The 26771-nt window shown below is 67.1% G+C and carries 26 protein-coding genes and 2 pseudogenes; 10 read left to right on the top strand and 18 right to left on the bottom strand.

Features of this window, described 5'->3' with window-relative positions; translation table 11 throughout:
* Positions 1-237: 237 nt before the first annotated feature.
* From LXM88_RS31235 to LXM88_RS31220, 4 genes are all read right to left on the bottom strand, one after another.
* Positions 238-705, bottom strand: coding sequence for a cupin domain-containing protein (locus LXM88_RS31235; RefSeq protein ID WP_262543288.1), 468 nt, complete (start codon positions 703-705; stop codon positions 238-240).
* Between the two features lie 172 nt (positions 706-877).
* Positions 878-2230, bottom strand: a complete 1353-nt coding sequence (locus LXM88_RS31230) for a pyridoxal phosphate-dependent decarboxylase family protein (RefSeq protein ID WP_262543287.1) — start codon at positions 2228-2230, stop codon at positions 878-880.
* A 34-nt stretch (positions 2231-2264) separates the two neighbouring features.
* Positions 2265-2564, bottom strand: a complete 300-nt coding sequence (locus LXM88_RS31225; RefSeq protein ID WP_262543285.1) for an ArsR/SmtB family transcription factor — start codon at positions 2562-2564, stop codon at positions 2265-2267.
* A gap of 179 nt (positions 2565-2743) precedes the next feature.
* Positions 2744-3631 (bottom strand): LysR family transcriptional regulator, encoded by an 888-nt coding sequence (locus LXM88_RS31220; RefSeq protein WP_262543284.1) that lies wholly within the window; start codon positions 3629-3631, stop codon positions 2744-2746.
* Positions 3632-3768: 137 nt separating this feature from the next.
* Between LXM88_RS31220 and LXM88_RS31215 the strand changes: the two genes are divergently transcribed.
* Positions 3769-4806: an aldo/keto reductase gene (locus tag LXM88_RS31215; RefSeq protein WP_262543282.1), complete on the top strand. Its 1038-nt coding sequence runs from the start codon at positions 3769-3771 to the stop codon at positions 4804-4806.
* 146 nt (positions 4807-4952) lie between these two features.
* Entirely contained in the window at positions 4953-5429 is a 477-nt protein-coding gene (locus LXM88_RS31210) for a GNAT family N-acetyltransferase (protein WP_262543280.1), read from the top strand.
* 118 nt (positions 5430-5547) lie between these two features.
* Here the strand turns inward: LXM88_RS31210 and LXM88_RS31205 are convergent, their stop codons facing one another.
* Both LXM88_RS31205 and LXM88_RS31200 read right to left on the bottom strand, forming a co-directional pair.
* On the bottom strand, positions 5548-5967 hold the full coding sequence (locus tag LXM88_RS31205; RefSeq protein WP_262543279.1) for a type II toxin-antitoxin system VapC family toxin: 420 nt from the start codon (positions 5965-5967) through the stop codon (positions 5548-5550).
* Positions 5967-6218 carry a type II toxin-antitoxin system Phd/YefM family antitoxin gene (locus tag LXM88_RS31200; RefSeq protein ID WP_262543278.1) on the bottom strand — a complete coding sequence of 84 codons (252 nt, stop codon included), beginning with the start codon at positions 6216-6218 and terminating at the stop codon, positions 5967-5969. Before LXM88_RS31200 ends, LXM88_RS31205 begins: the two co-directional genes overlap by 1 nt.
* A gap of 389 nt (positions 6219-6607) precedes the next feature.
* Here LXM88_RS31200 and LXM88_RS31195 point away from each other — a divergent pair, with 389 nt between their 5' ends.
* Together LXM88_RS31195 and LXM88_RS31190 are read left to right on the top strand one after the other, a co-directional pair.
* Positions 6608-6871 carry a helix-turn-helix domain-containing protein gene (locus tag LXM88_RS31195; protein ID WP_262543277.1) on the top strand — a complete coding sequence of 88 codons (264 nt, stop codon included), beginning with the start codon at positions 6608-6610 and terminating at the stop codon, positions 6869-6871.
* Between the two features lies 1 nt (position 6872).
* Positions 6873-8216 carry a type II toxin-antitoxin system HipA family toxin gene (locus LXM88_RS31190; RefSeq protein ID WP_262543276.1) on the top strand — a complete coding sequence of 448 codons (1344 nt, stop codon included), beginning with the start codon at positions 6873-6875 and terminating at the stop codon, positions 8214-8216.
* A gap of 51 nt (positions 8217-8267) precedes the next feature.
* On the opposite strand, the pseudogene LXM88_RS31185 reads toward LXM88_RS31190, so the two are convergent.
* Positions 8268-8423 (bottom strand): annotated as a pseudogene (locus LXM88_RS31185) (class I SAM-dependent methyltransferase); the annotation flags it as partial.
* Between the two features lie 133 nt (positions 8424-8556).
* On the opposite strand from LXM88_RS31185, the gene LXM88_RS31180 reads away from it, so the two are divergent.
* Together LXM88_RS31180 and LXM88_RS31175 are read left to right on the top strand one after the other, a co-directional pair.
* Entirely contained in the window at positions 8557-9558 is a 1002-nt protein-coding gene (locus tag LXM88_RS31180) for a hypothetical protein (RefSeq protein ID WP_262543275.1), read from the top strand.
* A gap of 263 nt (positions 9559-9821) precedes the next feature.
* Positions 9822-10409 carry a DUF4410 domain-containing protein gene (locus LXM88_RS31175; protein ID WP_262543274.1) on the top strand — a complete coding sequence of 196 codons (588 nt, stop codon included), beginning with the start codon at positions 9822-9824 and terminating at the stop codon, positions 10407-10409.
* A 97-nt stretch (positions 10410-10506) separates the two neighbouring features.
* Here LXM88_RS31175 and LXM88_RS31170 read toward each other — a convergent pair.
* Positions 10507-10797: pseudogene (locus LXM88_RS31170) on the bottom strand (MFS transporter); the annotation flags it as partial.
* Between the two features lie 208 nt (positions 10798-11005).
* Here LXM88_RS31170 and LXM88_RS31165 point away from each other — a divergent pair.
* Positions 11006-11815, top strand: a complete 810-nt coding sequence (locus tag LXM88_RS31165; RefSeq protein ID WP_262543273.1) for a TlpA family protein disulfide reductase — start codon at positions 11006-11008, stop codon at positions 11813-11815.
* A 433-nt stretch (positions 11816-12248) separates the two neighbouring features.
* Positions 12249-12608, top strand: a complete 360-nt coding sequence (locus LXM88_RS31160; protein WP_262543272.1) for a type I toxin-antitoxin system SymE family toxin — start codon at positions 12249-12251, stop codon at positions 12606-12608.
* Between the two features lie 284 nt (positions 12609-12892).
* Here LXM88_RS31160 and arsH read toward each other — a convergent pair whose 3' ends face one another.
* From arsH to LXM88_RS31120, 8 genes are all read right to left on the bottom strand, one after another.
* The gene (arsH, locus tag LXM88_RS31155) at positions 12893-13615 is read right to left on the bottom strand and encodes an arsenical resistance protein ArsH (protein ID WP_262543270.1); all 723 of its coding nucleotides are present in this window, start codon (positions 13613-13615) and stop codon (positions 12893-12895) included.
* 71 nt (positions 13616-13686) lie between these two features.
* Positions 13687-14757, bottom strand: a complete 1071-nt coding sequence (gene arsB / locus LXM88_RS31150; protein ID WP_262543268.1) for an ACR3 family arsenite efflux transporter — start codon at positions 14755-14757, stop codon at positions 13687-13689.
* A gap of 64 nt (positions 14758-14821) precedes the next feature.
* On the bottom strand, positions 14822-15316 hold the full coding sequence (locus LXM88_RS31145; protein WP_262543267.1) for an arsenate reductase ArsC: 495 nt from the start codon (positions 15314-15316) through the stop codon (positions 14822-14824).
* Positions 15317-15338: 22 nt separating this feature from the next.
* Positions 15339-15674: an ArsR/SmtB family transcription factor gene (locus LXM88_RS31140; RefSeq protein ID WP_262543266.1), complete on the bottom strand. Its 336-nt coding sequence runs from the start codon at positions 15672-15674 to the stop codon at positions 15339-15341.
* Positions 15675-15872: 198 nt separating this feature from the next.
* Positions 15873-16280, bottom strand: a complete 408-nt coding sequence (locus LXM88_RS31135) for a peptide ABC transporter ATPase (protein ID WP_262543265.1) — start codon at positions 16278-16280, stop codon at positions 15873-15875.
* Positions 16281-16392: 112 nt separating this feature from the next.
* Positions 16393-17973 carry an MDR family MFS transporter gene (locus LXM88_RS31130; protein ID WP_262543264.1) on the bottom strand — a complete coding sequence of 527 codons (1581 nt, stop codon included), beginning with the start codon at positions 17971-17973 and terminating at the stop codon, positions 16393-16395.
* On the bottom strand, positions 17970-19094 hold the full coding sequence (locus tag LXM88_RS31125) for an HlyD family secretion protein (RefSeq protein ID WP_262543263.1): 1125 nt from the start codon (positions 19092-19094) through the stop codon (positions 17970-17972). The genes LXM88_RS31130 and LXM88_RS31125 overlap by 4 nt, the downstream gene beginning before the upstream one ends.
* A gap of 59 nt (positions 19095-19153) precedes the next feature.
* On the bottom strand, positions 19154-20647 hold the full coding sequence (locus LXM88_RS31120; RefSeq protein ID WP_262543262.1) for an efflux transporter outer membrane subunit: 1494 nt from the start codon (positions 20645-20647) through the stop codon (positions 19154-19156).
* A 110-nt stretch (positions 20648-20757) separates the two neighbouring features.
* Here LXM88_RS31120 and LXM88_RS31115 point away from each other — a divergent pair, with 110 nt between their 5' ends.
* Both LXM88_RS31115 and LXM88_RS31110 read left to right on the top strand, forming a co-directional pair.
* A complete protein-coding gene (locus tag LXM88_RS31115; protein WP_262543261.1) occupies positions 20758-21531 on the top strand; it encodes an AraC family transcriptional regulator in 774 nt (257 codons plus the stop codon).
* Between the two features lie 117 nt (positions 21532-21648).
* Positions 21649-22635 carry a LysR family transcriptional regulator gene (locus tag LXM88_RS31110; protein ID WP_262543260.1) on the top strand — a complete coding sequence of 329 codons (987 nt, stop codon included), beginning with the start codon at positions 21649-21651 and terminating at the stop codon, positions 22633-22635.
* 28 nt (positions 22636-22663) lie between these two features.
* Here LXM88_RS31110 and LXM88_RS31105 read toward each other — a convergent pair whose 3' ends face one another.
* Both LXM88_RS31105 and LXM88_RS31100 read right to left on the bottom strand, forming a co-directional pair.
* Positions 22664-23152 (bottom strand): SRPBCC family protein, encoded by a 489-nt coding sequence (locus LXM88_RS31105; RefSeq protein WP_262543259.1) that lies wholly within the window; start codon positions 23150-23152, stop codon positions 22664-22666.
* 56 nt (positions 23153-23208) lie between these two features.
* The gene (locus LXM88_RS31100; protein ID WP_262543258.1) at positions 23209-26766 is read right to left on the bottom strand and encodes an amino acid adenylation domain-containing protein; all 3558 of its coding nucleotides are present in this window, start codon (positions 26764-26766) and stop codon (positions 23209-23211) included.
* Positions 26767-26771 lie beyond the last annotated feature (5 nt).

The following is a 26771-nucleotide window of genomic DNA, read 5'->3' as shown; positions in this document are numbered from 1 at the left end:
AGAGCGTCCGAAAAATGTATGCAAATTTCGGACAAACCCGCGACATAGCGGGTCCAAAGCTGGTCGTCGGGTTACCGGAAGCTGGTCTGACACGACCGCTCTCGCTTCAATGCAGGCCAGCCGCACGAGCCGTGACGCCAGCGAAAACGGGCGGGGTAGCGAAGCATCACACCCGCTTAGCCCGGCGATCGCCGGGCGCGGTGACCTACAGCCTGCATTAGGGCATCGCGGATCGTATCAGCGCTGCTTCGGCAGATCGACGTAATCCTCGAGATCGCCGGCCACGTAAAGCCGCTTGCCGATTCTCGGGTATTCGCACACGTCGTGTTCCAGGCGCTGGCCCATGACGAGCAATTCAAGCGACGCGTCGCCGGTGTTCTGCAGCGTATGCGCTTCGCCGCCGCGCGCGAAGCCGAGGAAATCGCCGGGCCCGACGTCGTACCGGCGTTCGCCAATCGTCACCGTGCCCGTGCCGGACAGCACATACACACATTCTTCTTCGTACAGGTGACGGTGATACTCGGCCGATTCGTGACCAGGCATCAGCGTCAGCAGGTGGACGCCGAACTGCGTCAGGCCAGTCAGGTCACTCAGCTGTCTTTTGAGGCGGACGGCATTGGGATTCAGCGAATGCACGGCGCGCGTCGGTTCCATCTTCGCGATATCGGCGGCCTTCAGCAATTCCCGGGGACGGGTGGTCGACATGGGGGGCTCTCGTTAGCGTGACTGCATCGATTGGACGCGCCGCCCGGGCCGGCGAACGGGCAATCGGCCGACGGGCGATGCGGCGCATGTGCGCGCTCCGGCATTGTCCGATATTTCCGGCCGCGCGGAGACACGGCATCGCATGGCAACGCCGGTTCGCCGCCGCCACCCTTCAGCGCACGGGCGTGCCGCGCAGTTCGGTCAGCAGCGCCACGAGCCGATCGATGTGCGCGTCTTCCGTGCGCCATGACGACACGCTGATGCGAAACGCCGGACGCCCCTGCCATACGGTCGCGCCGAACCACACGTCGCCCGAATCCTGCGCGGCCTCGCGGATCGCGACGGTTTCGTCATCCGTGCCGGCGCGCACGAGCACCTGGTTCAGCACGACGCGGTTCAGCACGTCGTAGCCGGCCGCACGCAGGCCGTCCGCGACGCGCGCCGCCTGCGCGCAATGCCGCTCGACCATCGTGGCCACGCCGGCGCGGCCGAGCGAGCGCAGCGCGGCCCACACGGGAATGCCGCGCGCGCGCCGCGAGAACTCGAGGTTCAGGTTCTTCTGCGCATCCTTCGCGCCGCTCAGGTAGACGGCATCGCTGTTCATCGCGGTCGCGAGTGCGTCCGCGTCGCGGCAGATCACCATCGCGCCGTCGTACGGCGTGTTGAGCCACTTGTGGCCGTCGGTGGTCCAGCTGTCCGCGCCGTCGATGCCGTCCGTCAGTGCGCGTTTCGACGACGCGCGTGCCCACAGGCCGAACGCGCCGTCCACGTGCACCCATGCGCCGGCCGCCTTCGCGCGCGGAATCAGCGCCGCGAACGGATCGAATTCGCCGGTGTTCACTTCGCCGGCCTGCAGGCAGAGGATCGTCATGTCGTCGAGCGGCGGCAACTGCGCCGGGTCGATGCGGCCGTGTGCATCGACCGGCGCGACGACAAGACGCTTCAGCCCGAAGCCGAGCACGCGCAGCGCCTTCTTCACCGTGATGTGTGCGAGTTCGGAGATCACGACCTTTACCTCGGGCGCGCCGATCAGGCCATCCTCGTCGATGTCCCAGCCCTTGCGTGCAAGCAGCGCGCGCCGCGCGGCCACCAGCGCGACGAGCGTGCAGGCCGTCGCGCTCGTGCCGAAGCCGACCGCGCTGCCTTCGGGCAACGCAAGCGCGTCGACGACCCAGCGCGCGGCCTGGCGCTCGAGCGTCGCGGCCACCGGCGAATTCGCGTACGACGACGCGCACTGATCCCACGCGAGCATCAGCCGTTCGGCCGCCGCCGCGGCCGGCAGCGCGGCGCCGATCACGAAGCCGAAGTAGTTCGGGCCGTTCGACGCGACGGTGGCAGGCGAGCCTTTTTCGTCGAGCAGGCGCAGCACGTCGTCGGCCGGGCGGCCCGCATCGGGCAGCGGCTCGTCGAACACGGCGAGGCCAGCCAGCGCGGCCGCGTCGGGAAACGCGCGCCGTTCGTTCGTCGCTGCTAGATATGCGTGTGCGCGCCTGTCGGCGTCGGCCAGCAATGCAAGTTCGTCCATGTCGGTTGCCTCGGTGGAGATCGATCGAATCAAATCAGAGTTGCGAGAGATCGCGGCCGAGCTGCTGCAGCGCGCCGTCGATCCGCTTGTAGTACATGAACTTGCCGACGCGGGTCGCCTGCACGAGCCCGGCATCCGCGAGGATGCGCATGTGGCGCGTGGTCGTGGCCGGCGCGATGCCGAGCTTCTCGGTAATGTACGTGCAGCACACGCCGAGTTCGTCGAAATCGCCGTGCGGCTGCGGCGGGAAATGCTTGCGCGGCTGCTTGAGCCAGCGCATCACGGCCAGGCGGCTTTCGTTGGCCAGTGCGCTGATGCGGGTGACGTTGTCCATGGGGTGGGAGGGCTGCGTTTGACGTTTCGTATATTAGCTAAATGACGAAACGTGGGCAATCTGCTCGAGGTCCGATTTCAGGCTGCCGTGTCACGTTCGCGATCGCGACATCGGCATTCGATGCGATCGTGGCAAGACCGCTGCCACGACATCCCGCAGGCAGCGTGATCAACGCGCGTTTACGCCGCCGCCAGCGCCTGCGCCAGCCGCTCGATCAGCGCGCGCACGCGCCGCGGCTGCACGGCGCTACCCGGATAGACGATCTGCAGATCGACGTCGCCCGGCGAGAACGCGCGCAGCACCTCGACGAGCGCACCGGACGCCAGATCCTGCTCGACGTCGACCAGCGACTTCAGCGCGACGCCGTGCCCCGCGACACACCACGCACGCACCAGCGCGCCGTCATTGGCGACGCGCCGGCCACGCACCATCACGCGCGTCAGTTCGCCATCGATGCTGAACGGCCATTCGGCATACAGGTCCGGCCCGAAACGCATCACGATGCAGTCGTGCGCGGCGAGATCGTCCGGATGCCGTGGCGTGCCGTGCGCGGCGAGATACGCGGGCGACGCGCATACCACGCGCCGGGCACGGCCGAGCGAACGGCTGCGCAGCGAACTGTCCGCCAGCGTGCCGCGGCGGATCGCGAAATCGAGCCCCTGCCCGACGAGATCGACGTAGCCGTCGCCGAGATGCAGGTCGACCGTGACGCCCGGATGCTCGGCCAGGAACGCGTCGACGACGGGCACGACGCGCTCGCGCCCGAGATCGGCCGGCGCGCTCAAACGCACGGGCCCGGACAGCGTCTGCGCGCCCACGCGCACGCGGCTTTCGAGTTCGTCGGCCTCGGCCAGCAGGCGCCGAGCGCCCGCCACGAGCGTACGGCCCTCGTCGGTCAGGCTGATCGCGCGCGTCGTGCGCGTGAGCAGCGCTGCGCCGTAGTGGCGCTCGAGCGCGGCCAGCCGCTCGGACACCGTGGCCGGCGACAGGCCGGCCTCCCGGCCCGCCGCGGCCAGCCCGCCCTTCTCCACGATGCGCAGGAACAGCGCGAGGTTATCGAGCAGCATTATTCGCTTTCTCCGAATGATATTTTTGAAGTTTGCCCAATTATCTGAAATATCCGCAAGCGATACAGTGTGATTCCGCCGACGAGCGCCCGTCCGGCACGCGCCGGGCTTCGACCATCATCCAAGAGGAAACGCACATGGAATACCGTACGCTCGGCCGCTCCGGCCTCAAGGTTCCCGCGCTGAGCTTCGGCGCAGGCACGTTCGGCGGCAGCGGCCCGCTGTTCAGCGCATGGGGCAACACCGGCGTCGACGAAGCGCGTCGCCTGGTCGACATCTGCCTCGACGCCGGCGTCAACCTGTTCGACACGGCCGACGTGTATTCGGACGGTGAATCCGAACGCGTGCTCGGCGCGGCGATCCGCGGGCGCCGCGACCAGGTGCTGATCTCGACGAAGACGGGCTTGCCGACCGGCGACGGTCCGAACGATGCGGGTACGTCGCGCGCGCGACTCGTGCGCGCCGTCGACGACGCGCTGCGCCGCCTCGACACCGACTATATCGACCTGCTTCAGTTGCACGCGTTCGACGCGGGCACGCCGGTCGAGGAAGTGATGTCGACGCTGGACGATCTCGTACGTGCCGGCAAGCTGCGTTATATCGGCGTGTCGAACTTCGCGGGCTGGCAGATCATGAAGTCGCTCGCGGCGGCCGACCGGCACGGCTGGTCTCGCTATGTCGCGAACCAGGTCTACTACTCGCTCGTCGGCCGCGACTACGAGTGGGACCTGATGCCGCTCGGCGCCGACCAGGGGCTCGGCGCGCTCGTGTGGAGCCCGCTCGGCTGGGGCCGGCTCACCGGCAAGATCCGCCGCGACGCACCGCTGCCCGAAGGCAGCCGCCTGCATGAAACGGCCAGCTACGGGCCGCCGGTCGACGACGCACGCCTGTACGACGTGGTCGATGCGCTCGACGCGATCGCGGAGGAAACCGGCAAGACCGTGCCGCAGATCGCGCTGAACTGGCTGCTGCAGCGGCCGACCGTGTCGTCGGTGATCGTCGGCGCGCGCAACGAGGAACAGTTGCGCCAGAACCTCGGCGCGGTCGGCTGGTCGCTGACCGATGCGCAGGTCGCGACGCTCGACGCGGCGAGCGCGGTGGAAGCGCCGTATCCGTACTTCCCGTATCGCCGGCAACAGGCGTTCGCGCGGCTCAATCCGCCGATGCGCGGGTAAGCCTCGTCGCACTCGTCCATCGTGGCACCAGAAACCGCGACCGTCATGGGCCTACCCAGCGCGACCCGAACTTCCTATCGTTGATGCCTGCGTCGTTGCCGGCTGGGCCGGCAACACGTCCAACCCTCAACGAAAGGTTCGCGCACATGAACGCTACCGACGCCGGCCTGACCGTACGCGCGGTCCGGGAAGACGACTACGACAACTGGCTGCCGCTGTGGGACGGTTATAACCGCTTCTACGGCCGCTTCGACGATACCGCGCTGCCGCTACAAGTGACGAAGCTCACGTGGTCGCGCTTCTTCGACGGCTACGAACCCGTGCATGCTTTCGTCGCGGAACGTGAAGGCAGACTCGTCGGGCTCGTGCATTTCCTGTATCACCGCAGCACGACGCATGCCGGGCCGACCTGCTATCTGCAGGATCTGTTCACGCTCGACAGCGAGCGCGGCAAGGGCGTCGGCCGCGCGCTGATCGAGGCCGTGTACGACGCCGCGCGCCGGCATCGCGCCGAACGCGTGTACTGGCAGACGCACGAAACGAATCACACGGCGATGCGGTTGTACGACACCGTCGCGGGGAAAACGGGGGGCGTGGTTTACAGGAAGGAGCTGTCGCGGTGAGCATGGCGGGGCGAGTGATCAACCGAGTGGCTGCAATCAGCACGCGACATGCTCGACAGGAGCGTGTTGCGCCGACCGCAATCCGATTTTCCCTGTACGTGACGCATGAGTTGATCGTTCAATCCCACGGATTCACGATGGCGACGCCAGTTGCGACAAAGTCGGCCACATTGCGCGTCACGACAGTCATGCCATGCACAAGCGCCGTTGCGGCAATGAGCGCATCCCGCTCGGACTGTCGATCCGGCACGTGGAGCCGCGCACGTCGCTGAGCAACTGCCGTATCAACCGGCAGCACGCGGTTCGCGAACTCGGGCAGGACATGTCCGTCGAGCCACGCTCTGAGGAGCGCGCCCTGCACTGTGTCTTTGCGTTCGATCTGCAAGACACCGGTCTCAAGCTCCATGATCGTGATGGCAGAAACAAAGAGCGTCGGGGCGTCGACGGTGGAACTCCAAGCCGCCAGATTCCTGTCCGCCTTGCCCGTTCGTACCTTCCGAAGCTCCGAAACGACATTGGTATCGAGAACGAACATCATCAGAAATCGACCTGCTTGATCCTGACGTCCGCACGCGGTGGGTCAAACTCGATGTCCTCGACACCGGGCATCGCCAGTGCGTCGGCAATGTTGCGCCGCTGCTGCGTGAGACGCTGGTATTCCTCGAAACTCAACAGCACATGAGCAGGCCTGCCGCGGTCCGTAATAAACACCGGGCCATCCTTGGTCGCTTTCTTCGCCTTGGTCACGTCCTGGTTGAGTTCGCGACTCGAGAGCGTGGTGATGGTCATCGCAGACTCCTTGAGCACATCAATGTAGGTACGTTACTACAATAAAACGAGTGACGTGGCGCCCGCGTGAAACCCCGGACGGCCATCGATCCGCTCAACCCACGGGCCGCGCCTTGATCCAAAGAAACAGCGGTACGCGCGCCCACTGCTTCAATGCACTACATGACAAAACGCAGGCCTACGCCCGCTCCTGAATTGACCCGCGCAGTTGAATGCGATGCTCAATCCCGGTAACGATCGTCCTGGCAATTTTGGTAGCCCAAGGGACACAAAATCTTCTGTCCCATCGGTTTTTGTATCCCCAGGGCTACAATTTAGACATAGCATTTTGTAGCAGAAGGGCTACAATCAGAATCGATCCGGCAATTTTTGATGCCCTGGGGCTACAAATGACAACACTGGCCGATGTTGGAGAGATGCTGAGAGAGGCTCGCCGTACGGCAGGTCTGTCACAGCAAGAGCTGGCCGAGCGCGCCGGTGTCGCGCGTACGACGCTCGCCCGCATGGAAACACTTGCGCGAGGCGACATGAGCGCATCTGCGCTCGTTCGCCTCCTCGAGGCAGCCGGCTATGACCTGCGAACGGTCAAGCGCGGACATGGACGCACGCTGGACGACATCCTGACCGAACAGCGCACGATGGGAGACACGTGACATGCGCCTTCACGTCTACGTCAAAGGCAAACTCGTTGCCGATCTCTATCGCCAGGCGGACGACTATGCGCTGCGTTACACCACCGACACGGCCACCGAAGATTTTGCGAGCCTGACCATGCCCGTTCGCGAAGATGCCTGGGTCTGGCCGCGCGACTTACACCCCTTCTTCCGGCAGAACTTGCCGGAAGGTTTTCTCTTTCAGGTGATTCGCGAAGAGTTCGGCCCCTATCTCGACGGGACGGATCTTTCGCTTCTGGCCATCATTGGCGGCGCCGGCATCGGCCGGGTCACCGTCACCCCCGAAGGTGGCACGCCCGGCGGCGAACTCGATCCGCTCGACCTGAAACGCCTGCTGCATGAGGACATCACAACCGCCCGCTTTGCGGAACTTGTCCGGTACTACGCTCGCGCGGCAATTTCAGGTGCCGTGCCCAAGTTCCTCGCTCCTGAACGCTCGCCGGCCCACGCACCGGTAGGCAAGCCAACCCTGCGCACGAGCCGGCACATCATCAAGGGGTCCGACGAGCAAACGCCCTACCTTGGCTTCAACGAGCATTATTCGATGCAGGTGCTGGCAAGGCTCGGCGTCGCCCGAGTGGCGAAGACCACGATGTCGGACGACGGCCGCGTGCTCGTCGTCGACCGGTTCGACATCGACGAGCAAGGCAACCCGGCATTTGGCCTGGAAGACGCTTGCAGCCTGCTTGGCCTGCCTCCGCACGAGAAATACCGCGCGTCGACCGAGCAGGTCGTCAACGCAACGAAGCCCTACATCAGCGCCGCCAACTGGAGACGGGAAGCCGAGCAGCTGGGCTGGCAGCTCATCACCAACTATGTCGTGCGCAACGCTGACTGCCACGCCAAAAACATCGCGCTTCTCTACTCGAACATCGACGACGTCGTCTACACGCCAGCCTACGACATCGTCACCACTGAAGCCTATCCGCGCTTTGCGAACAATCCTCCCGGGCTGAGCGTCGAAGGCCGCAAGACGTGGGCACCGGGCAAAACGCTGGAACGCTTCTTCAACACGCGTCTCGGCATCCCGCCGAAGCAATATCGCGAAATGGTCGACGCATTGTGCGACTCCGCCGTATCGACAGGAAAGGACATCGTCGAAGCGGCAAAAAACGAGACGCGCTGGCACTGGATCGCAAAGCAGATGCTGCACGCATGGAACGAGGGCATGGGGTCGCTCCGCAGCGCCAAGCCACAGGTGGCACTCAAGTCGCTCACACCCGTCATCGAAGCCGCCGGTTTCTCCGACGCAGATCCGGTTGATAACGCGAGAGAGGTGATAGGCCGCTCGGAATTGCTGGCAAATCATGGCAAGGAAAACTGATGCCCGCACAGGTTCAGCCAACACGAACAAGTCCGGCCCCTTGCGCGTGTCTCAACCCGCCGGCCGCGCCTTGATCCAAAGAAACAGCGCCACGCGCGCCCACTGCTTCAACTGGTCCGTGTCCGCATGGTCCGGCGGCGGTTCCCGCAACGACACGATCGCGAACCCGGCCGCTTCCAGCGCGTCCATGTACGCGTGAAGCGGCAAAAAGCGAGGGCATGCTGCACCGCATCCGGCGGTTTCCTTTTCCGGCGGCGAAGTTCTACAGTGACAGAAAACAACCCGCGCCGCCGTGCGTCGTCCGCGTCCGACGCGTCGCACCCGATTCCGAGGAAAGCCCATGCCGAGTATCGTCGCCGCGCCCGCCAACCTTCCCCCGAGCCCCGTCGCAGCGGAAACGCGCATGGTTCACGACGTCGCCACGCTGAAGCCGTCCGACTACCGTTCGGCGGACGGATCGTCGTGGGTGATCTCCACTATCACGCCGGCCGCGGACAGCGGCGCGAACGTGACCGGCGCGACGTATTTCGACACCGCGAAAGGCCGGACCGTCCCGGTGCCCGATGCGCGCCGGCGTTACGCGAATCGCGGCACGTGGCAGGTCGTCGCGAGTTCGAGCCCTGCCGTGCCCGCGACCGGCCGCTACGACTGGCTGACGCTCGCGTGGCTGCCGATCAACCGGCGGCCGCTGCCGCAAACGCCCGAGCATCTGTATTCGCCGTTCCTGCGCGGCGGCACGATCGTCTATCGATGGAACCCGGCGGCGGAAGGCGGCGAGCAGTTCGGCAACGTGCGGATGATCTTTCCGGAGTGGACGCAGCAGGTCGCCGACGCGCTGCGATCCGCACCGCCATCGTTACAGGACGGCGCATCGGCCACACCACCTGCGCTCGATCGCCTGAAAGGCGACAGGAATCCGATGACCGCCGTGCTCGACTTCGGCGATGCGCTTCGCGAAGAGCCGGTCGAACGGATCGTCGCGCGGCTGCCCGGCCTGCTGCAGGTGAATGACCTGCATCAACTGTCGGCCATCGTGTTCCTGTGTCTGTCCGGGTCGCGCGCCGAAGACCGGCCGCGTTTTGTCGAAGCGATCGACGCGGCGATCGCGGGCACCGACGACAGCGCCCGCCTGCTCGCCATCGCATATGGCGCGTTCGCGGCGGGAAAGTCCCGCCCTTATCCGTTCACCGACGCCGCGCAGACGGCCCGCATCAACGACGTATTCGGTGCGCTGAAGCGACGTACGTCGGCGCTCGGAGTGCCGGTAGCGGAAGGGTCGCCGTGGTACGAATTCTTCACGGCATACCGACTCGGCGGCGCGGCATCCGGTAACCGCCGGTGATCGCACGCGAATAGTCGGCACCGCGGCAGCGGACGTCGATATCCAATGCCTGTACGGCAGCTTCCCCTCGTTCGGATCCGCGGAGAACGAGGCCGGATCGTCGCGCAGCGGCTCATGCCCTTGGTCTGCGAAAACAGGCCGTGGCGACTGAATGCCGAGTTGCCTCTATTTATCGATTCGACCATTTGAATCCGATCGTCCCGTGATAAATGTCCACCCGGCCACAGAGCCATCTCAAATAACCTTAATCAATAGACCAAATCATGAAATCTGCTATCCGTCATGCCGCTCTGGCACTGGCGACGATCGGCTTCCTGTCGGGCTGCGCAAGCAGCGTGACACGCGACACAGGTAATCAGGCGGAGGCCACCGCGACTGCGTCGACGTCAAAGTTCGGCACCAAGCCGGTTAACGTGAAAGTCACGCTGGACGCGACTGCCCAGGAAGAGTTGAAAGACAATCTGAAGTTCAGCGCAAAGAAACTGCAAGAGAAAATCGAAAGCGCGCTGGACGCACGCAATCTTTTGGCAAAGGCCGATTCAACCGATGCGATGCATCTGAACGTTGAAGTCACCGGCATTCGGGTGCGCTCGAGTTTCTCCGCGGTCATGTTCGGTTTCATGGCGGGCAGCGATTATGTCGACGGCACAGTGACGCTCGTCGGCGCCGACAATCTTCAGGTCGACCGCTTCAAGGTGTCGGCATCGTACGCACTCGGCGGCATCGCCGGTGGCATGGACGGGACACGCATGGACTGGCTGTACGAGAAATTCACCGAGAAGACGCTCTCGACGCTCGACCCGTCGGCCGATGCACAACAAGCTGACCCGGCGCACACGAAGAAGCAGTAATGTCCGACGCCCGACGGATCGCGGATTCGCGGCCCGTGGGGCGGCAGCGGCCGCGCTCACCCATCGGCGGCGATGCGGGTTTCGAGCGCAACGATTTTCATCGGGCAGGTTCTCTTTTGAGCATGCCCTTCAGCAACAGGCACGCACCGCCGCCCACCGCACTGACGCACGCGACATAGCCGAAATAGAGCTGATAACCGTGCATGCCGGGATACGCGGTCGTCAGCCAGCCGTTCAAGAGCGGCAGGAACACGTCGGGCGAATAACCGAGCAGCGACACGATGCCGATCGCGAGCCCGGTGACGCGCGGCGGCACGTCGCAGCGTTCGAGCACGCTCCAGTACAGGCCGCGCACCGCGTAGGTCAGCAAGCCGATCACGATCACCAGACCCGTCTGATTCGCTGCCCATCCGCATGAAAATCACGCAGTCCTGCGCAACCGCGCGCATCGAATTCGCAACACGCCGTTACGTTCGCGAAGGGAACCCGCGTACATGACAGCCGGTCGAAACGCCGCACGCCCGTCGACAGCTTCATCGCCGCGGCGGACAATCCCGTTTCCTGCCCCGCTCGATCACACCCATCCTTTTCCTTTCATGCTCAGCATCGGTCCCTTCTCTATCCGCGTCGTCGCGGTAGCCGTCGCCGCGTTGCTGGCGTGGCTCGTCGCACGTTCCATCCAGCGCCGCCCGCCTGACGGACATCACAAGACCGCATCGAGCCTGATCCTCGACGTGCTGCTGCTCGGGCTGGTCGCCGCGCGCATCGGGTATGTCGCGCAATGGTGGCGCGACTACACGGCCGCGCCGCGCTCGATCGTCGCGCTCGGCGACGGCGGCTTCGACTGGCGCATCGGCATCGCGGCCGCGCTGGTATTTGCCGGCTGGCGGCTGCGCCGGCTGCCCGCGCTGCGTCGCCCGGTGCTGGCCGGCATCGTCGCGGGCCTCGGTGCATGGGGCATCGCGCAGGGCACGCTGATGACGTTGCAGCATGCCGCGCCCCCGCTCGCCGCGATGCAGCTCGAAGCGCTCGATTCGACGCCCGTGTTGCCGCAAAGCTTTGCCGGCAGCCCGGTCGTCGTGAACCTGTGGGCGACATGGTGCCCGCCGTGCCGCCGCGAGATGCCGATCCTCGAACAGGCGCAGCGCGACCATCCGGACATCACCGTGCTGATGCTCAATCAGGGTGAAAACGCACAAGCCGTGCGCGCGTTCCTCGAACAGCAGGGCCTGCACTTCGATCACGTGCTGCTCGATCCGTCGCTGCACGCGATGCATGCGTACGGGTCGCGCGGGCTGCCGACCACGCTGTTCTTCAACGCGAAAGGCGAACTCGTCGAATCGCACATGGGCGAGCTGACCGCCGCGCGGCTGAAGGACACCGTGACGCAACGCTTCGGGCAGTAACACGCGTCGGCCAACGGGAAGCGGCGCAACGCCGCTTCGTCACATCAGTTCGGCTTGGCTGGTTCGACCAACACGCCACCTGCAACACTCCGCATCCTTTCCTCCATCCTGTCTGTATCGGTCGCTGCTTGCCGCTTCGAATCGATCGCGCGTCATCGCGTCCAGCGCATGCGCGCATTCAAGCCATATCGAACGTGTGCCAACCTAGGCCAAATGGCTAACGTTGGTTGAAACGCACATAACGAGTCCCTGTGCGGTCGCGAATTCCCCTACAGTGGAGATGCGTTTGCGCGTACGGATGAAGGAATCTTCGCGAAGGGTTATTCGTCATGCGAAGGATGTTGGTCCGATTTCGCCGCGTAAACGAGCGCGGGCCGTGAGTGCAGCAACACCCACGACCCGCTGACCACAACCAACTACACAGGAGTTAGTCATGGCTGACGCGAATGATAGCGCACCCGCCCTTTTCCCCGATCGTTTCGTGACGATTCAGGAGTCTTACCGATACCGGACTATCAAGTCGATTCTCCGCAACAAGCATCGCCCGAAAAAGCCGCCGCCACTGTATCCGTGGATCAAGTTGTCGGGCCGCTGGATCGAAACGGCGGGTTTCGAACCCGCACAGCGCGTGCGAATCGAGGTAACCGATCGGCGGCTGGTGATCACACCGATGGAAGAGACCTATCGCGATCTCAAGGGGCGTCCCGAATTCCCCATCGTGGATACGGAGACGGGTTTGAGGCGCCGCCGGCATCCGGCTGGAATGGAAGAAGCTGACGTCCGTTCGCGCTGATCGCGGGCGCTGAATCGTATCGTCGACGTGCCGCGCGAAACGCGGCGCGGTGCGCCGACGAAGCTCATACCGCCCGATCTGCCGGCATGATCGCAACGCGATCGCGACCATGCCGGCACTTGAGAACCAGTCGTGAACGGACATAATCGACGCAGCAGAAACAAATATCGGTGAGCAAGAGATCAACGATGAATCGTAGTGACCATCACACCGATACTGATCGTGTGTGGCGGCGAACCACTCAGCATCGACGCCGCATGGTACCGCGCCCTTCGTGCGCGTGGTCAGATGCTCCGCTGATTGACGCGCTTCGACAGTTCCTCAGCGCTTTCCTTCCGCTCGCTATACCGGTCGACCAGATACGGGCCGATATCCCGCGTCAGCAACGTGAACTTGACCAGTTCCTCCAGCACGTCCACCACACGGTCGAAATAAGCCGACGGCTTCATCCGCCCCGCTTCGTCGAATTCCGCGAACGCCTTGGCCACCGACGACTGGTTCGGAATGGTCAGCATGCGCATCCAGCGCCCGAGCACGCGCATCTGGTTCACCGCATTGAACGATTGCGAGCCGCCGCTGACCTGCATGACTGCCAGCGTCTTGCCCTGGGTCGGGCGAACAGCGCCCATCGACAGCGGAATCCAGTCGATCTGTGCCTTCATGATCCCGGTCATCGCGCCATGTCGTTCCGGCGAGCACCACACCATGCCTTCCGACCACTGCACCAGTTCGCGCAACTCGACGACCTTCGGATGACTCTCGGGCGCATCGTCCGGCAGCGGCAGGCCGCTCGGATTGAACACGCGCACGTCGGCACCCATCGCAGTGAGCAGGCGCGCGGCTTCCTCGATCAGCAGCCGGCTGAACGAGCGCTCGCGCAGCGAGCCGTACAAAAGCAGGAACCGGGGCGAATGCGTCGACGGCACCGCCGGCCGCAACTGGCCGGCGTCCGGCACGCGGAACGATTCGATATCGAGTTGCGGTAGATCGCTCAGATAATCAGACATGCTTGCGTTCCGTGTGATTGCGATGAATCGTGGTGTCGGTCATGGTCATGCGGATGGATTCTCCCGTTTGCTCAAGCCCGTTCGTACCAGCCCTTCGACCGATTCACGATACGCACCACCAGCAACATGACGGGTACTTCGATCAGCACGCCGACGACGGTGGCCAGCGCCGCGCCGGAATGAAAACCGAACAAACTGATCGCAGCCGCAACGGCCAGCTCGAAGAAATTGGACGCACCGATCAGCGCCGACGGGCATGCGATGTTGTGCTTCTCGCCCACGGCGCGATTGAGCCAGTACGCGAGTGCCGAATTGAAAAACACCTGGATCAGGATCGGTACCGCGAGCAGCGCGATCACCAGCGGCTGCTTCACGATCGCTTCGCCCTGGAACGCGAACAGCAGCACGAGCGTGGCCAGCAATGCGGCGATCGACCACGGGCCGATCTTCGCCATCGCGGCGTCGAATGCAGCCTGACCGTTCGCGAGCAGCCGCTTGCGCCAGAGTTGCGCGAGGATCACCGGGATGACGATATAAAGGACCACCGACGTGAGCAGCGTCGCCCACGGCACCGTGATCGCCGACATCCCCAGCAGCAGGCCCACCAGCGGCGCGAATGCGATCACCATGATGCTGTCGTTCAGCGCGACCTGCGACAGCGTGAACAGCGGATCGCCGCCCGTCAGCCGGCTCCACACGAACACCATCGCCGTGCACGGCGCGGCGGCCAGCAGGATCAAGCCGGCGATGTAGCTGTCGAGTTGCTCGGCCAGCAGCATCGGCGCGAACAGATGCCGGATGAACAGCCAGCCAAGGAACGCCATCGAGAACGGCTTGACGAGCCAGTTCACGACGAGCGTGACGCCGATGCCTTTCACGTGCTGACGCACTTCGTGCAATGCGCCGAAGTCGACCTTGACGAGCATCGGGATGATCATCACCCAGATCAGCAACCCGACGGGCAGATTGACCTGCGCATATTCCATCCGGCCGATCTGCTGGAACAGGCCGGGCAGCACCTGACCAAGCGCGATGCCGGCGACGATGCACAGCGCCACCCAGACGGTCAGATAACGTTCGAAGAAGTTGATGGAGGGCTTTGCAACGGCCTGCTCCGGCGGGGCGACGTTGGACGTGTTCATTGGACGGGTATCGGTTTCGAAGTCGCTGGCGGCCGGTGGATTCACCCGGCCGCCGCGTGAATGCTCAGTTCCGCGAGATATCGGTCAGGGCCGCCTGTAGTTCGGAATTGCTCACCCGATCGAGCGGCAGCGCCAGCAACTGCAACATCCGATAACCGATCGCCTGGCGCGTGAGTTCGAACGCGAGCTGCTTGCCTTCGTCGCCGCCCACCGCGTTCGACGGATCGGCATAACCCCAATGCACTTTGACGGGGCTGCCGGGCCAGTACGGACACGTCTCCGCAGCCGCGCTGTCGCACACCGTGATGACGACGCGCATTTCGGGCGCGCCATCGCCGACGAACTCGTCCCAGCTCTTGCTGCGGTAGCCGCCGACGTCGACACCGGCGTTCGTCAACGCTTCCAGCGCGAACGGATTGAGCCGGCCGCTCGGTGCGCTGCCGGCGCTGTACGCGCGCACATCCTTGCCGAGCTTCGCGGCCCAATGATTGAGCATGCCTTCCGCGAGCACGCTGCGCGCGGAGTTGTGGGTGCAGAGGATCAGGACGTTCGTGGTCATGGGCGGGGCACGTGGATGCCCTTCAGGAAGATTGCGAGCTGGATTTCGAACATGCGGACATCGGCAAACACGGATTGCCGCCACAGCAGTTCTCCGTGAGATAGGCCAGCAGCCCGTTCATCGTCGCGAAGTTCGCGCTGTAGATGACGAAGCGGCCCTCCTGCCGGCTCGTGACGAGCGCAGCATGGGCCAGTTCCTTCAGATGAAAGGACAGCGATGAAGGAGGCACATCCAGCAGCGTGGCGATCTGCCCGGCCGGCAGGCCCTGCGGCCCCGCCTGCACCAGCGCGCGGAAAACGGCGAGCCGGGATTCGTGCGCGAGTGCCGAAAGGGCGGCGATGGTCTGGTTCGTTTCCATTATTCGATAATAGTCGAAATATCGAAATTCGAGAAGCCACCTCGAGTTGAAGCGGTGGCCAACGAACGGGGGCAAACAAAACGACTGCGACTGCCGACGAACCCTGCGCCCGACGACAGCCCCGCCTTCAACTACGCGCGCGCTCTTCCCGATGCACTATCCGGCCGTCAGCATCGGTCCCGACGCACGGTTCACGCCTCACGGCCGCGAAAAAACCATCACGCGCCCCGACACGCGCTGCAGCTTGAGCCAGCCCATGTCGGCGGTGAAGCGCAGTTGCTGCAGCGGAAAATCGAACGTGGCCTTCCCGGCGGCGCTCACGACCGCATCGGCGATCCAGCGGATCAGTGCCTTCCCTTCGTCGGTCGTCACGCTGCCGTTCTGGATGCCGCCGTAGAAGTAGCGATTCCCGGCATTGACCTCGTTCTGCAGCTGCATCCAGTGGCCCGGCAAACCCGGCAGGGTCCGGAACAGGTCGGCGACCCGCTTCGTCGTCAGGCCGCGCGCCCACAGCGCACCGTTCGCATCCGGCCGAGCCAGGTTGTGGCGATCCGCTTCCTGGGCCTGCCCTTTGATATCGCCCCGCAGGGCATCGAGCTTCGACATGACGCATTCCTCATGGTGATGGGCGCGGGAAAAGGGCCCCGCGCGCGCCGCTAGCACGATACGCCCGTTGCGCGAAGTCATCGCCTGTCAGGTTTGTCAGGCCCGTGCTCCGTCACGCCTTCTTCCCTTTCAGCACGAACGCCGCCGCCGTACACCCGATCATCGCGATCCCGGCGATCAGGAACGTATCGCTGTACGCCATCAGCAACGCCTCGCGCATCACACGCTGGTTGATGAGCCCGAGCGCGAGCTCGTGCACGCCGGAGACCGACCCGCCCGGCAGTGCGTCCGCGCGCGGCGCATGCACGCGCGCGAGCAGCCGCGCGAGCATCGCCATGCGCTCCTGGAACGCTTCGGAGAACGGCGTGACCGCCTCGCCGATCCGCATCGCATGCAGCTTCTGCCGCTCGACGACGATCTGGCTCATCACCGCGATGCCGATCGCGCCGCCGACGTTGCGGACCATGTTGAACACGCCCGACGCGGAGCCGAGCTGCGCCTTCTCGATGCCGTCGACGGCCATCACGGCCAGCGCGATCACGACGAACGACTGGCCGATCCCGCGCACGATCAGCGACGGCACGATCACGTTCGATGCCGCGTCGGCGTCGAGGTGAATGTTCATCAGACACCCGGCCGTGACCAGCACGAAGCCGAGCACGATCGTCGTGCGCGGGCTCGTGCGGCGCATCAGCGGCGGCGTGAGGAACGACATCGCGAACTGCACGAGCCCGTACGGAATCATCGCGAGGCCGATGTCGCGCGCGCTGTAGCCGTGCAATTCCGCGAAGTAGTTCGGCACGAGGAACACCACGCCGAACACGACCGCGCCGAACAGGAACTGCATCAGGCTCGCGATCCCGAAGTTGTAGCGGCCGAGCAGGCGCAGGTTGATGAACGGCTCCTTGCGCCGCAGCTCGATCGCGACGAAGGCGGCGAGACCGGCCGCCGCGACGATCGACAGTTCGACGATCAGGTTCGACGCGAACCAGTCCTTGCGCCCGCCCTCCTCCAGCACGATCTGCAGCGCGCTCAATCCGATCGCCATCGTCGCGATCCCGAACCAGTCGGCACGCCTGAGCATCCCGAGCTGCACGGGCACGGGCCGGATCGCCCAGCCGATCGCCGCGACCAGCGCAATCGCGGGCGGAATCTGCAGGTAGAAGATCCAGCGCCACGAATACATGTCGGTCAGCCAGCCGCCGACCGACGGCCCCGCCGCCTGGGCAACGTTGTTCGCAATCGCGAACAGCGCCATCCCGAGCGGGTGTTTCGACGGCGGCAATTCGGTGACGATCAGCTGGAACGACAGCGGGATCAGCACGCCGCCGAACGCGCCCTGCAGCGCACGCGCGACGATCATCGTCGAGATGCTCGGCGCGACCGAGCACGCGAGCGAAAACGCGAGAAACCCGGTCGCGCCGACCAGCAGCACGCGTCGCGCGGAAAACACCTGCACGAGCCAGCCGGTGAGCGGAATCACGACGATCTCCGCGACCAGGTACGCGGTGGTGATCCACGAGCCTTCCTCGAAGCTCGCGCCGAGCGAGCCGCGGATGTCGGGCAGCGATGCGTTGGTCACGTGCACGTTCATGCCGGCCATGAAGCAGCCGAACACGCCGCCGAGCACCGCGACCCACGCGCGCAGCGAAACGGTATCGTCGTGCGCGGCCTGCGCGGTCGCGGCGGTCACGAGCCGATCCCCTGCTTGCCGCGCGTGTCCACGCGCGCGATCACCGACATCCCGGGTCGCAGCACGACGCCGGCCGGCGGCGTATCGACGCGGATCTTCACGGGGATGCGCTGCACGATCTTCGTGAAGTTGCCGGTCGCGTTGTCGGGCGGCAGCAGCGCGAACTGGGCGCCGGAGCCCGGCGCGAGGCCGATCACGCGGCCGTGCAGCGTGTGGCCCGCATAAGTGTCGACGTCGATCTCGACGGGCTGGCCGTCATGCATCGCGCCGAGCTGCGTTTCCTTGAAATTCGCGACGACGTACACGTCGTTCAGCGGCACCACCGCGAGCAGCGGCATCCCGACCTCGACATACTGGCCCGCACGCACCGCGCGCTGGCCGACGCTGCCGTCGCGCGTCGCGCGGATCACCGTGTGGTCGAGATCGAGCTGCACGAGCGCCAGCCGGGCCTGCGCGGCCGCAAGCCGGGCGCGCGCCTGCGCGATCGCTGCGGTGCTCTGCTCGCGGCGGCGCTGCAGCACGGTCTGCTGGTCGGTCTGCACCCGCACGGCCGCGCCCGCGCGGGCCAGCTCGGCGCGCGCCTTCAGCGCGTCCGCGTGTGCCTGTTCCCAGCGCTGTCCGCTCGCGGCGGATTCGGCGAGCAGTTGCTTGTAGCGCGTCGCATCGGCGTCGCGCCGGGTGGCCTCGGCACGCGCGGCGGCCGCGTCGGCGTCGGCCTGCGCGATCTGGCTGCGCTGCTGGCCGACCTGCGCGTCGAGCGTCGCGGCCGCTGCCTGCTCGGCCTGCAGCGTCGCGTCGGCCGCCGCGACGGCGGCCTGCGCATCGTCGACTTTCGCGCGATAGTCACGATCGTCGAGCCGCACCAGCACGTCGCCGCGCTTCACCGGCTGGTTGTCGTCGACAGCGACCTGCGCGACATAACCCGACACGCGCGAACTGACCGTGACGACGTCGGCGCGGACATACGCGTCGTCGGTGCCCTCGATGAAGCGGCCGACGGTCCACCAGTGCCAGCCGAACACGGCGAGCGCGATGACGGCGAGCACGACGCCCGCAGCGATCAGTTGACGCCGGGAGAACCGGGCGGATTTGGTTTTTTCGGGTACGGCAGTCGTGCTCATGATCGGAATGATGAGTTGGCGTGCAGGAGAACGGACAGGGGCGCGGCGAAAGCGGCCGGCTACGGTTGCCAGCCGCCCCCGAGCGCCTTGAACACGGCGACCTGGTCGAGCGCGACCTGCTGCGTCGATTCGGCCAGCGCCGAATCGACCGCGACGAGGCTGCGCTGCGCGTCGAGCACGCCGAGGAAATCGAGTGCACCGGCCTCGTAGTTCAGCTCGGCGAGGCGATAGGCGCGCGCATGCTCGGCGCGCGCGGTTTCGAGCGCGGCGCGGCGGCGCCACGCGGCGCCGTACAGCGCGAGCGCCTGCTCGGTTTCCTTCAGCGCGCGCAGCACCTGCGCATCGAATTGCGCGCGGGCGAGCGTGTCGTCGGCGCGCGCCTGCGCGAGCCGCGCCCGGCTCGCCGCCAGGTTCGGGAAACGCCACGTGATCAGCGGGCCGACGCCCCATGCGATCGCGTACTTGTCGCCGAGCGTCGACGGATCGCTGCCGGTCGACAGCCAGTTCACCGAGCCGCCGAGCGAGATCGACGGATACAGCTCGGCCGTCGCCACGCCGATCCGCGCATTCGCGGCGGCCAGCTGGCGCTCGCTCTCGCGCAGGTCGGGGCGCCGCCGCAGCAGCGACGCGCCGTCGCCGACCGGGAACGGCCGCGCGAGCACCGGCGCCGTGCGGCAGTGCGCGGCGGCATCGGGCAGCGCGCCCGGCGCGCGCCCGGTCAGCACCGCGAGTTCGTACAGCGCCGCACGACGCGACCCGACGAGCGCCGGCAGGTCGGCACGCGTGTCGTCGGCGAACGCGCGCGAGCGCGCCACTTCGAGATCGGACACGAGCCCGTGCGCGCGCTGCTTCGCGGTCAGCGCGGCAAGCCGGTCCGCGATCGCGACCGACTGCTCGGCCACGTCGATCCGCTCGCCGTATGCGCACACCTGCGCATACGCAGCCGTCGTCTCGGCAGCCACCACGACGCGCATCGCATCGGACGCGGCCTGCACCGCGTCGGCGTCCGCGCGTGCGGCGTCGACGAGATGGCGCACGCGGCCCCACAGATCGACTTCCCACGACAGCGAGAACGACGGCGCGAAGCCCCAGCGTGTACGCGCGTCGACGCCCTTGGCCGCCGCGACGAGCTGGTCGGGCGCGTGCTTGCCATAGTCGATGCCGAACCCGGCCGTCGTGTCGGGCAGCCGTGCGGCGCCGGCCTCGTCGAACACGGCGCGCGCCCGCTCGACCCGCGCGACGGCCGCCGCGAGATCGCGGTTCTGCACGAGCGCATCGCGCACGAGGCCATCGAGCACGGGATCGTCGTAGAGCCGCCACCAGCGCTGCGGCGGCTCGCCGCCGGCCGCGACCGGCACGGCCGACGCGGCGTCGAACGGCCCGGTACGCGCCGCGTCGGGTGCGGGCGGCCGATACGGCTCGCCGACCGAACACGCGGCCAGCGCGGCCGACGCCAGCAGCACGGCTGCGCAGGTGGCGCGCCGCACGCGCGGCAGGCGTGCGCCAGGGGCAGGAGAAACGGGCGAAGCGGACGGAATGGACGGAACGCGCATCGGGTGGCAAGAAGGTCGAACAAACGATGGGCTTATGGTAATTTCGACCTCTGCGGTCGATCTCGCGCGTAAAGCGCATTCGTCGTCGAGAAAAGGACAATTCAGACCAATTGGAAAATTTCTTCATCGCGCTCGAGCGCCAGGCGCGCGACAAGCAGATCGCCGTCGTCGCGTCCGACTCGCCGGCCGGCATGTCGTATCCGCCGCATTCGCACCGCCAGGGCCAGCTCATCCACGCGATTTCCGGCGTGATGATCGTGCACGCGGACGCGGGCAGCTGGGTCGTGCCGACGGGCCGCGCGGTGTGGGTGCCGGGCGGCACGCAGCACGAGATCCGCTCGGCCGGCGACGTCCAGATGCGAACCGTGTTCGTGGGCCCCGAGGTGCGCCCGAGCCTGCCGGACGAATGCCGGGTGATCGAGGTCGGCACGCTGCTGCGCGAACTGATCGTGACGGCCTGCGACCTGCCCGCCGACTACGATCTGTCGCACCGCGCGGGCCGCGTGCTCGCGCTGATCCTCGACGAGATCGAGATCGCGCCGTCGCTGTCGCTGCACGTGCCGATGCCGCGCCATCCCGCGCTCGTCGCGCTGTGCACGCGGCTCATCAACGAACCGTCGTCGGTCGTCACGCTGCAGTCGTGGGCGCGCGACGCGCACATGAACGAGCGCACGCTCGCGCGCGCGTTCAAGCGCGAGACCGGCATGACGCACGGCGCGTGGTGCCGCCACGCGCGGCTGCTGCTGAGCCTGCCGCGCCTCGCCGCCGGCACGCCGATCCTCGAACTCGCGCTCGAACACGGCTACGACAGCCCCAGCGCGTTCGCGGCGATGTTCCGCAAGGCGCTCGGCGTCGCGCCGAGCGAATACTTCCGGCGGCGCTGAACCGCGCATCGATTGTCCGTTTTGCGACGATCGATCGCTGATGCGCGCGCGCGGCGTGCGGCGGGCGTCGCTACAGTAGCGGCATTGCCACCGCCGGACGGAGGTTCCGCTACCCCGATGGATCTGATTCAAAGCATGCACGCGTTCGTCACGCTCGCCGACGCCGGCACCTTCACCGAGACCGGCAAACGGCTCGGCATCACGACCGCGCACGTCAGCCGGCTCGTCGCCGCGCTCGAGCACCGTCTCGGCATCCGGCTGCTGAACCGCACGACCCGCTCGATGTGCCTGACCGAAGCGGGCGAGCGCTACCTCGCACGCGCACGCGACATCACGCTCGCCGTCGACGCGAGCGAGCGCGAGGCGCGCGACGCGCGCGTGCATCCGCACGGCCGGCTGCGCGCGCACTGCAGCGCCAGCATCGCGAATCATTTCGTGATTCCGCTGATCGGGCAGTTCCAGGCACGCTACCCGGACGTCAGCGTCGACCTGACGCTCGCGCCGCACCTGCCGAAACTGGTGCGCGACAGCTACGACGTCGCGGTGATCGCGATGCCGAGCCTGCCGAGTTCCGAGCAGGTTGCGATCGACGTCGGCCGGATCCGCAGCGTGCTGTGCGCCGCGCCCGCGTATCTCGACGCCCACGGCATGCCCGATTCGCCGGGCGCGCTCGTCCACCATCGCTGCGTGCAACTGGTCGCGCCCGCGTATCACGAGCGCATCTGGACGCTGTGGAACGGCACGGAAGCGGAAACGATCGACGTCGATCCGTCGATGACGGCCGACGTCGCCGCGTCGCTGGCGATCGCGGTGCGCGAAGGTGCGGGGATCGGGTTGCTGCCGGACTTCGTCGCCGCGGCGGACCTGCGCTCGGGCGCGCTCGTGCGCGTGCTGCCCGACTACCAGGCAGAGGAAATCGGCGTGTTCCTGGTGTATGCGTCACGCCAGCATCTCGATGCGAAGACGCGCGCGTGGGTCGACTTCATGAAGGCCGCGCTGCGCGACGCGTTCGCGCAGGCGCACGACGACGCCTGTGCGCAACCGGCGGGAACAACAAAAAACGCGCCGGGCAAGGCCGGCGCGTGGGCCGGCGCGGCCGCGTAGCGGCGACGCGCCGGCCTGCAACGCACGGTTACTGCGGCTTGAACAACGCGCGCAGGTTCGTCATCGCCATGTCGAGGAAGCCGGTGACGAACGCGTCGAATTCCGGCTGGCGTGCGGCGCCGCCGTGGGACGGTTCGCCGGCGATGTCCCAGGTCACCGTGCACGCGCGCTCGCCGCGCGGCTCGACGCGCATCAGCGCCCACAGATTGCCGATGTCGAACGACGTGTGGATCAGGCTCCACGTCATCACCATCGCTTCGTCGTCGTGGCTGTTGAGCTGCTCGACGACGACGTTGCCGTCCGCGAAATGCTTGATGCGCAGCGAGCGCACGCCTTCGCCGATCATGTCGGTATGGTCGAGCCCCGTGATGAAGCGCGAGAAGCCGGCGAAATCGCCGACCACGCGCCACGCGTCGCGGGCCGGCACGTCGAGATCGGCCGAGCCGGACAGGATCGGCGTTTGCGGCGCGTAGACGAGCGTGGACGGGCGGGGTTGCGTTTCAGTACGTTGCAGCATGATGCCTCCTTGATGAATGATGCGATGACAGCGATTGACCAAACGGGAATACGTCTTCACCACGCGGGTTCGGGCTCGGCGTCGCGCCGCGCGTCGTTCGCGCGCGGTGCCGGCTCGGCAGGCGGCGGCATGAATCCGCATTCGGCGAGATAGCCGAAATGCGCATCGAGCAGCCGTTCGTCCTTGTCCGGATACGCGATGCCGAGCCGGCGCAGCGTCGCCTCGGTGCGCGCGTGATCGATCACGGCCATGTCGCCGATATCGTCCTGCCGGTCGTCGAGGTAGAACGCGACGACGTCGAACAGCGCGTTCGATTCGTCGATCGACAACAGCCGCTCGCGCCACGTGTCGGGTGCCTCGAAACGCAGCGGGTAACCGCGGCGCGCGAGCGCGCGCAGGTAGCCGGCCCAGTCGAGCGGGCGCGGGTTGTGCAGATGGAACACGCGCTCGCTGCGCTCGCCGTCGAGCGTGCACGCGACGATCGCGCGCGCCAGGTAGTCGACGGGGCTCAGGTCGAACAGCCCGCCCTCGCCCGCGAGCGGTGCGCTGCCGAGCTGCACCGCGCCCTTGAGCAGCAGCAGGATCCGGTTGCGACCCGGCTGGCACAGCCCCGTGCGCGAATGGCCCGTGATGTTGCCGGGCCTCAGGATCGTCGTATCGATCCCGCGCGCCGCCGCTTCGGCAACGAGATGCTCGGACACCCACTTCGTCAGGTTGTAGCCGTTGTTGACGAAGGCGGGGCCGGCCTCCGACGGGGCCGCCTCGATCAGGCGGCCCGTCGGGCCCGTCGCGCTCGCCGCGGATAGCGTCGATACGAAATGCAGCGCCTTGCGGCGGCCGCTGCAGCACAGGCGGAGCAGCTCGAGCGTCGAGCCGACGTTCTCCGCGTGCATGTACGGATAGTCGTACACGTGATTCACGTGTGCGCCGTTGTGATGGATCGTGCCGACCTCGGTCGCGAGCGTTTGCCACACCGCCTGCGATAACCCGAGGCGCGGTGCGCCGAGATCGCCGCGCAGCACCCGCACGCGCGGATGCCCGCACAGGTGGCCGAGCCCGTTGACGAACGCCGCCTCGTCGAGCCGCCGCCGGGCGCTCGCGTCGTCGTCGCCGCGCACGACGCAGTAGACGATCTGGTTCGTGCGGCTGATCAGCTCGCTGAGGATGAAGCTGCCCAGGAAGCCGTTCGCGCCGGTCAGCAGCACCGCGCCCGGGCCATCGCCCGCCGGCTGGCCGGCCGGCGGACGCACGTCGTCGGGCAGCCGGCGGTCGTCATGCACGCGCGGCGGCACGTTGGCGCCGCGCTCGACCGTCTCGTCGGTCAGCAGTGCGGCGAGCGCGGCGACCGTCGGCCGCTCCATGAAACGCGCGAGCGCCGCGTTGCCGCCCAGTTCGCGCTTCACCGCCAGCATCAGCCGCGACACGAGCAGCGAATGGCCGCCGAGTTCGAAGAACGACGCGTCGCGTCCGATCTCGTCCGGCGCGAGCTCGAGCAGCGTCGCCCACAAAGCGGCGAGACGCGTTTCGAGCGCGCCGCGCGGCGCGTCACGCGTATCGCCCCCCGCGCGCGACACCGGCAGGCGTGCCAGCGCGGCGCGATCGATCTTGCCGTTCGGCGTCGCGGGCAGCACGTCGAGCGCGGTCACGTCGTACGGCACCATGTAGTCGGGCAGCGTGGCCGCCAGCACGGCACGCAGCGCGTCGGGCGTCGCCGCCGCGTCGACCGGCTTCGCGGCAAACAGCCGGAGGCGCTTGCGCTCGTCGGGCACCACTGCGCACTGGCGGTACAGCCCCGCCGCCAGCGCGGCCGTCTCGATCTCGCCCGGTTCGACGCGAAAGCCGCGGATCTTCAGTTGCGCGTCGCGGCGGCCCACGTAGCGCAGCGTGCCGTCAGGCTCCCAGCTGGCGATGTCGCCGGTCCGGTACATCGTCGCGCCCGGCGTGCCGTCCGGATCGGCGACGAAGCGCTCGGCGCTCAGGTCGGGCCGGCCGAGATAGCCGAGCCCGACGCCCGCGCCGGCGATGCACAGCTCGCCTTCCTCGCCGGTGAGCGCCGGTCGGCCGTCTGCCGCGAGCACGTGGCAGCGCGCGTTCGCAATCGGCCTGCCGATGCGCCGGTTGCTGTCGCCGGCGCGCAGCTCGCCCGTCGTCGCGAGCACCGTGCATTCGGTCGGCCCGTAAATGTTGTGCAACTGCCGGTTCGCGCTCCAGCGCGCGATCGTGTCGGGATCGCACACGTCGCCGCCCGTGACGAGATGTGCGAGCGCCGGCCAGTCGCAGTCCGGCAGCGCCGCGAGCAGCGCGGGCGGCAGGAACGCGTGCGTGATGCGCGCGTCGGCGACGAGCACCGCGAGCGCATCGAGTTCGCGGCGCTGCGCTTCGCTCGGCGCGACCAGCGTCGCGCCGGCGAGCCAGGTCGGAAACATGTCGAGCAGCGACGCATCGAACGCGACCGTCGAGAACTGCAGCACGCGCGACGACGCATCGAGCGACACGTGTGCGCGATACCAGTGGCAGAACTGCACGATGTTCCGGTGCGACAGCATCACGCCCTTCGGCACGCCGGTCGAACCCGACGTGTAGATCGCGATCGCGCAGCGGGCAGCGCGGCCGGGATCGCGTTCGAGCGGCCACGCGGCTTGCGACTCGGCCGCGGCGTCCGTCTGCGGATCCGTGCCGCAGTCGATCACGTCGAGGTCGAGCCCGTCGAGCAGCGCCGGATCGACCGCGCCGCCGACGACGAGCGCCTGCGCACCGGATTCGCGCAGGATCGTGCGGGCGCGCTCGGGCGGAAACGCGGGATCGAGCGGCACGCAGGTCGCGCCGGCGCCCAGTACGCCGACGAGCGCCGGATACAGCGCGACGCCCTTGTCGAGCCGCACGGCGACCACGCGCGGCGCGGCAGGCCGCGCGGCGATGCGCGCGGCGACGCCGCGGGCGCGGGCGACGAGTTCGCGATAGGTCAGCGCGCCGTCGGCCGCGACGAGCGCACCGGCGTCGGGCGAAGCGGCGGCCGCGCGCGACACGAGTTCCGGCAGTGACGGTTCGCACGGCCAGGACGCAGCCGTGTCGTTCGACGCGTGCCAGCCGGCCAGTCGCTCGAGATCGAGCACGACGTCGGCCGGCCCGGGCGGCGTCGCGCGCGGCGCGCCGAGCGGATCGCCCAGCTCGCGCGCGATCCCGTTCGCGACTTCGTGCATCAGGTCGACCGCGCACGCGGCGATCTCGTCCGCGAGATCGGCGCCGTTCAGCGCCGCGCCGAACGCGAGCGTCGCGTCGGCCAGCACGCGCGTGTCGCCCGGCGCCGCGTCCGCCAGCCACGCCACGCGGACCTCGCGCGGCGGAAACGCATCGGCGACGATCTCGCAATGCAGCGGTCGCGCCTGTGCGCAGCGCACGGCGGGGTCCGGCGTACCGCAGACGATCGACCACTCGGCCGCGTTGCGCAACGTGTCAGGCGCCGGCACCGGCAACAGCAGCGCATCGGCCGCGTCGCGCAACGGGCCGTCGCGTCCGTCGGCGATACAGACGGTATGGCCGGTCGCCTCGAGTTCGGCCGCCAGCCGTGCAGCGAGACGGGTCTGGCCGCCGATCGCAATGATGATCGCTTTCATCGACG

It is taken from the genome of Burkholderia sp. S-53, assembly GCF_025560745.1.
GTDB lineage: Bacteria > Pseudomonadota > Gammaproteobacteria > Burkholderiales > Burkholderiaceae > Burkholderia > Burkholderia pyrrocinia.
This window is presented reverse-complemented; position numbering and strand designations above follow the sequence as displayed.

Coding starts and splice junctions, on each gene's coding strand:
- arsH (WP_262543270.1), bottom strand. CDS start 13,615: ATGTCTGATTATCTGAGCGATCTACCGCAACTCGATATCGAATCGTTC.
- LXM88_RS31220 (WP_262543284.1), bottom strand. CDS start 3,631: ATGCTGCTCGATAACCTCGCGCTGTTCCTGCGCATCGTGGAGAAGGGC.
- LXM88_RS31140 (WP_262543266.1), bottom strand. CDS start 15,674: ATGGAAACGAACCAGACCATCGCCGCCCTTTCGGCACTCGCGCACGAA.
- LXM88_RS31190 (WP_262543276.1), top strand. CDS start 6,873: ATGCGCCTTCACGTCTACGTCAAAGGCAAACTCGTTGCCGATCTCTAT.
- LXM88_RS31225 (WP_262543285.1), bottom strand. CDS start 2,564: ATGGACAACGTCACCCGCATCAGCGCACTGGCCAACGAAAGCCGCCTG.
- LXM88_RS31205 (WP_262543279.1), bottom strand. CDS start 5,967: ATGATGTTCGTTCTCGATACCAATGTCGTTTCGGAGCTTCGGAAGGTA.
- LXM88_RS31210 (WP_262543280.1), top strand. CDS start 4,953: ATGAACGCTACCGACGCCGGCCTGACCGTACGCGCGGTCCGGGAAGAC.
- LXM88_RS31215 (WP_262543282.1), top strand. CDS start 3,769: ATGGAATACCGTACGCTCGGCCGCTCCGGCCTCAAGGTTCCCGCGCTG.
- LXM88_RS31165 (WP_262543273.1), top strand. CDS start 11,006: ATGCTCAGCATCGGTCCCTTCTCTATCCGCGTCGTCGCGGTAGCCGTC.
- LXM88_RS31145 (WP_262543267.1), bottom strand. CDS start 15,316: ATGACCACGAACGTCCTGATCCTCTGCACCCACAACTCCGCGCGCAGC.
- LXM88_RS31230 (WP_262543287.1), bottom strand. CDS start 2,230: ATGGACGAACTTGCATTGCTGGCCGACGCCGACAGGCGCGCACACGCA.
- LXM88_RS31135 (WP_262543265.1), bottom strand. CDS start 16,280: ATGTCGAAGCTCGATGCCCTGCGGGGCGATATCAAAGGGCAGGCCCAG.
- LXM88_RS31195 (WP_262543277.1), top strand. CDS start 6,608: ATGACAACACTGGCCGATGTTGGAGAGATGCTGAGAGAGGCTCGCCGT.
- arsB (WP_262543268.1), bottom strand. CDS start 14,757: ATGAACACGTCCAACGTCGCCCCGCCGGAGCAGGCCGTTGCAAAGCCC.
- LXM88_RS31200 (WP_262543278.1), bottom strand. CDS start 6,218: ATGACCATCACCACGCTCTCGAGTCGCGAACTCAACCAGGACGTGACC.
- LXM88_RS31160 (WP_262543272.1), top strand. CDS start 12,249: ATGGCTGACGCGAATGATAGCGCACCCGCCCTTTTCCCCGATCGTTTC.
- LXM88_RS31180 (WP_262543275.1), top strand. CDS start 8,557: ATGCCGAGTATCGTCGCCGCGCCCGCCAACCTTCCCCCGAGCCCCGTC.
- LXM88_RS31120 (WP_262543262.1), bottom strand. CDS start 20,647: ATGCGCGTTCCGTCCATTCCGTCCGCTTCGCCCGTTTCTCCTGCCCCT.
- LXM88_RS31235 (WP_262543288.1), bottom strand. CDS start 705: ATGTCGACCACCCGTCCCCGGGAATTGCTGAAGGCCGCCGATATCGCG.
- LXM88_RS31125 (WP_262543263.1), bottom strand. CDS start 19,094: ATGAGCACGACTGCCGTACCCGAAAAAACCAAATCCGCCCGGTTCTCC.
- LXM88_RS31175 (WP_262543274.1), top strand. CDS start 9,822: ATGAAATCTGCTATCCGTCATGCCGCTCTGGCACTGGCGACGATCGGC.
- LXM88_RS31105 (WP_262543259.1), bottom strand. CDS start 23,152: ATGCTGCAACGTACTGAAACGCAACCCCGCCCGTCCACGCTCGTCTAC.
- LXM88_RS31100 (WP_262543258.1), bottom strand. CDS start 26,766: ATGAAAGCGATCATCATTGCGATCGGCGGCCAGACCCGTCTCGCTGCA.
- LXM88_RS31110 (WP_262543260.1), top strand. CDS start 21,649: ATGGATCTGATTCAAAGCATGCACGCGTTCGTCACGCTCGCCGACGCC.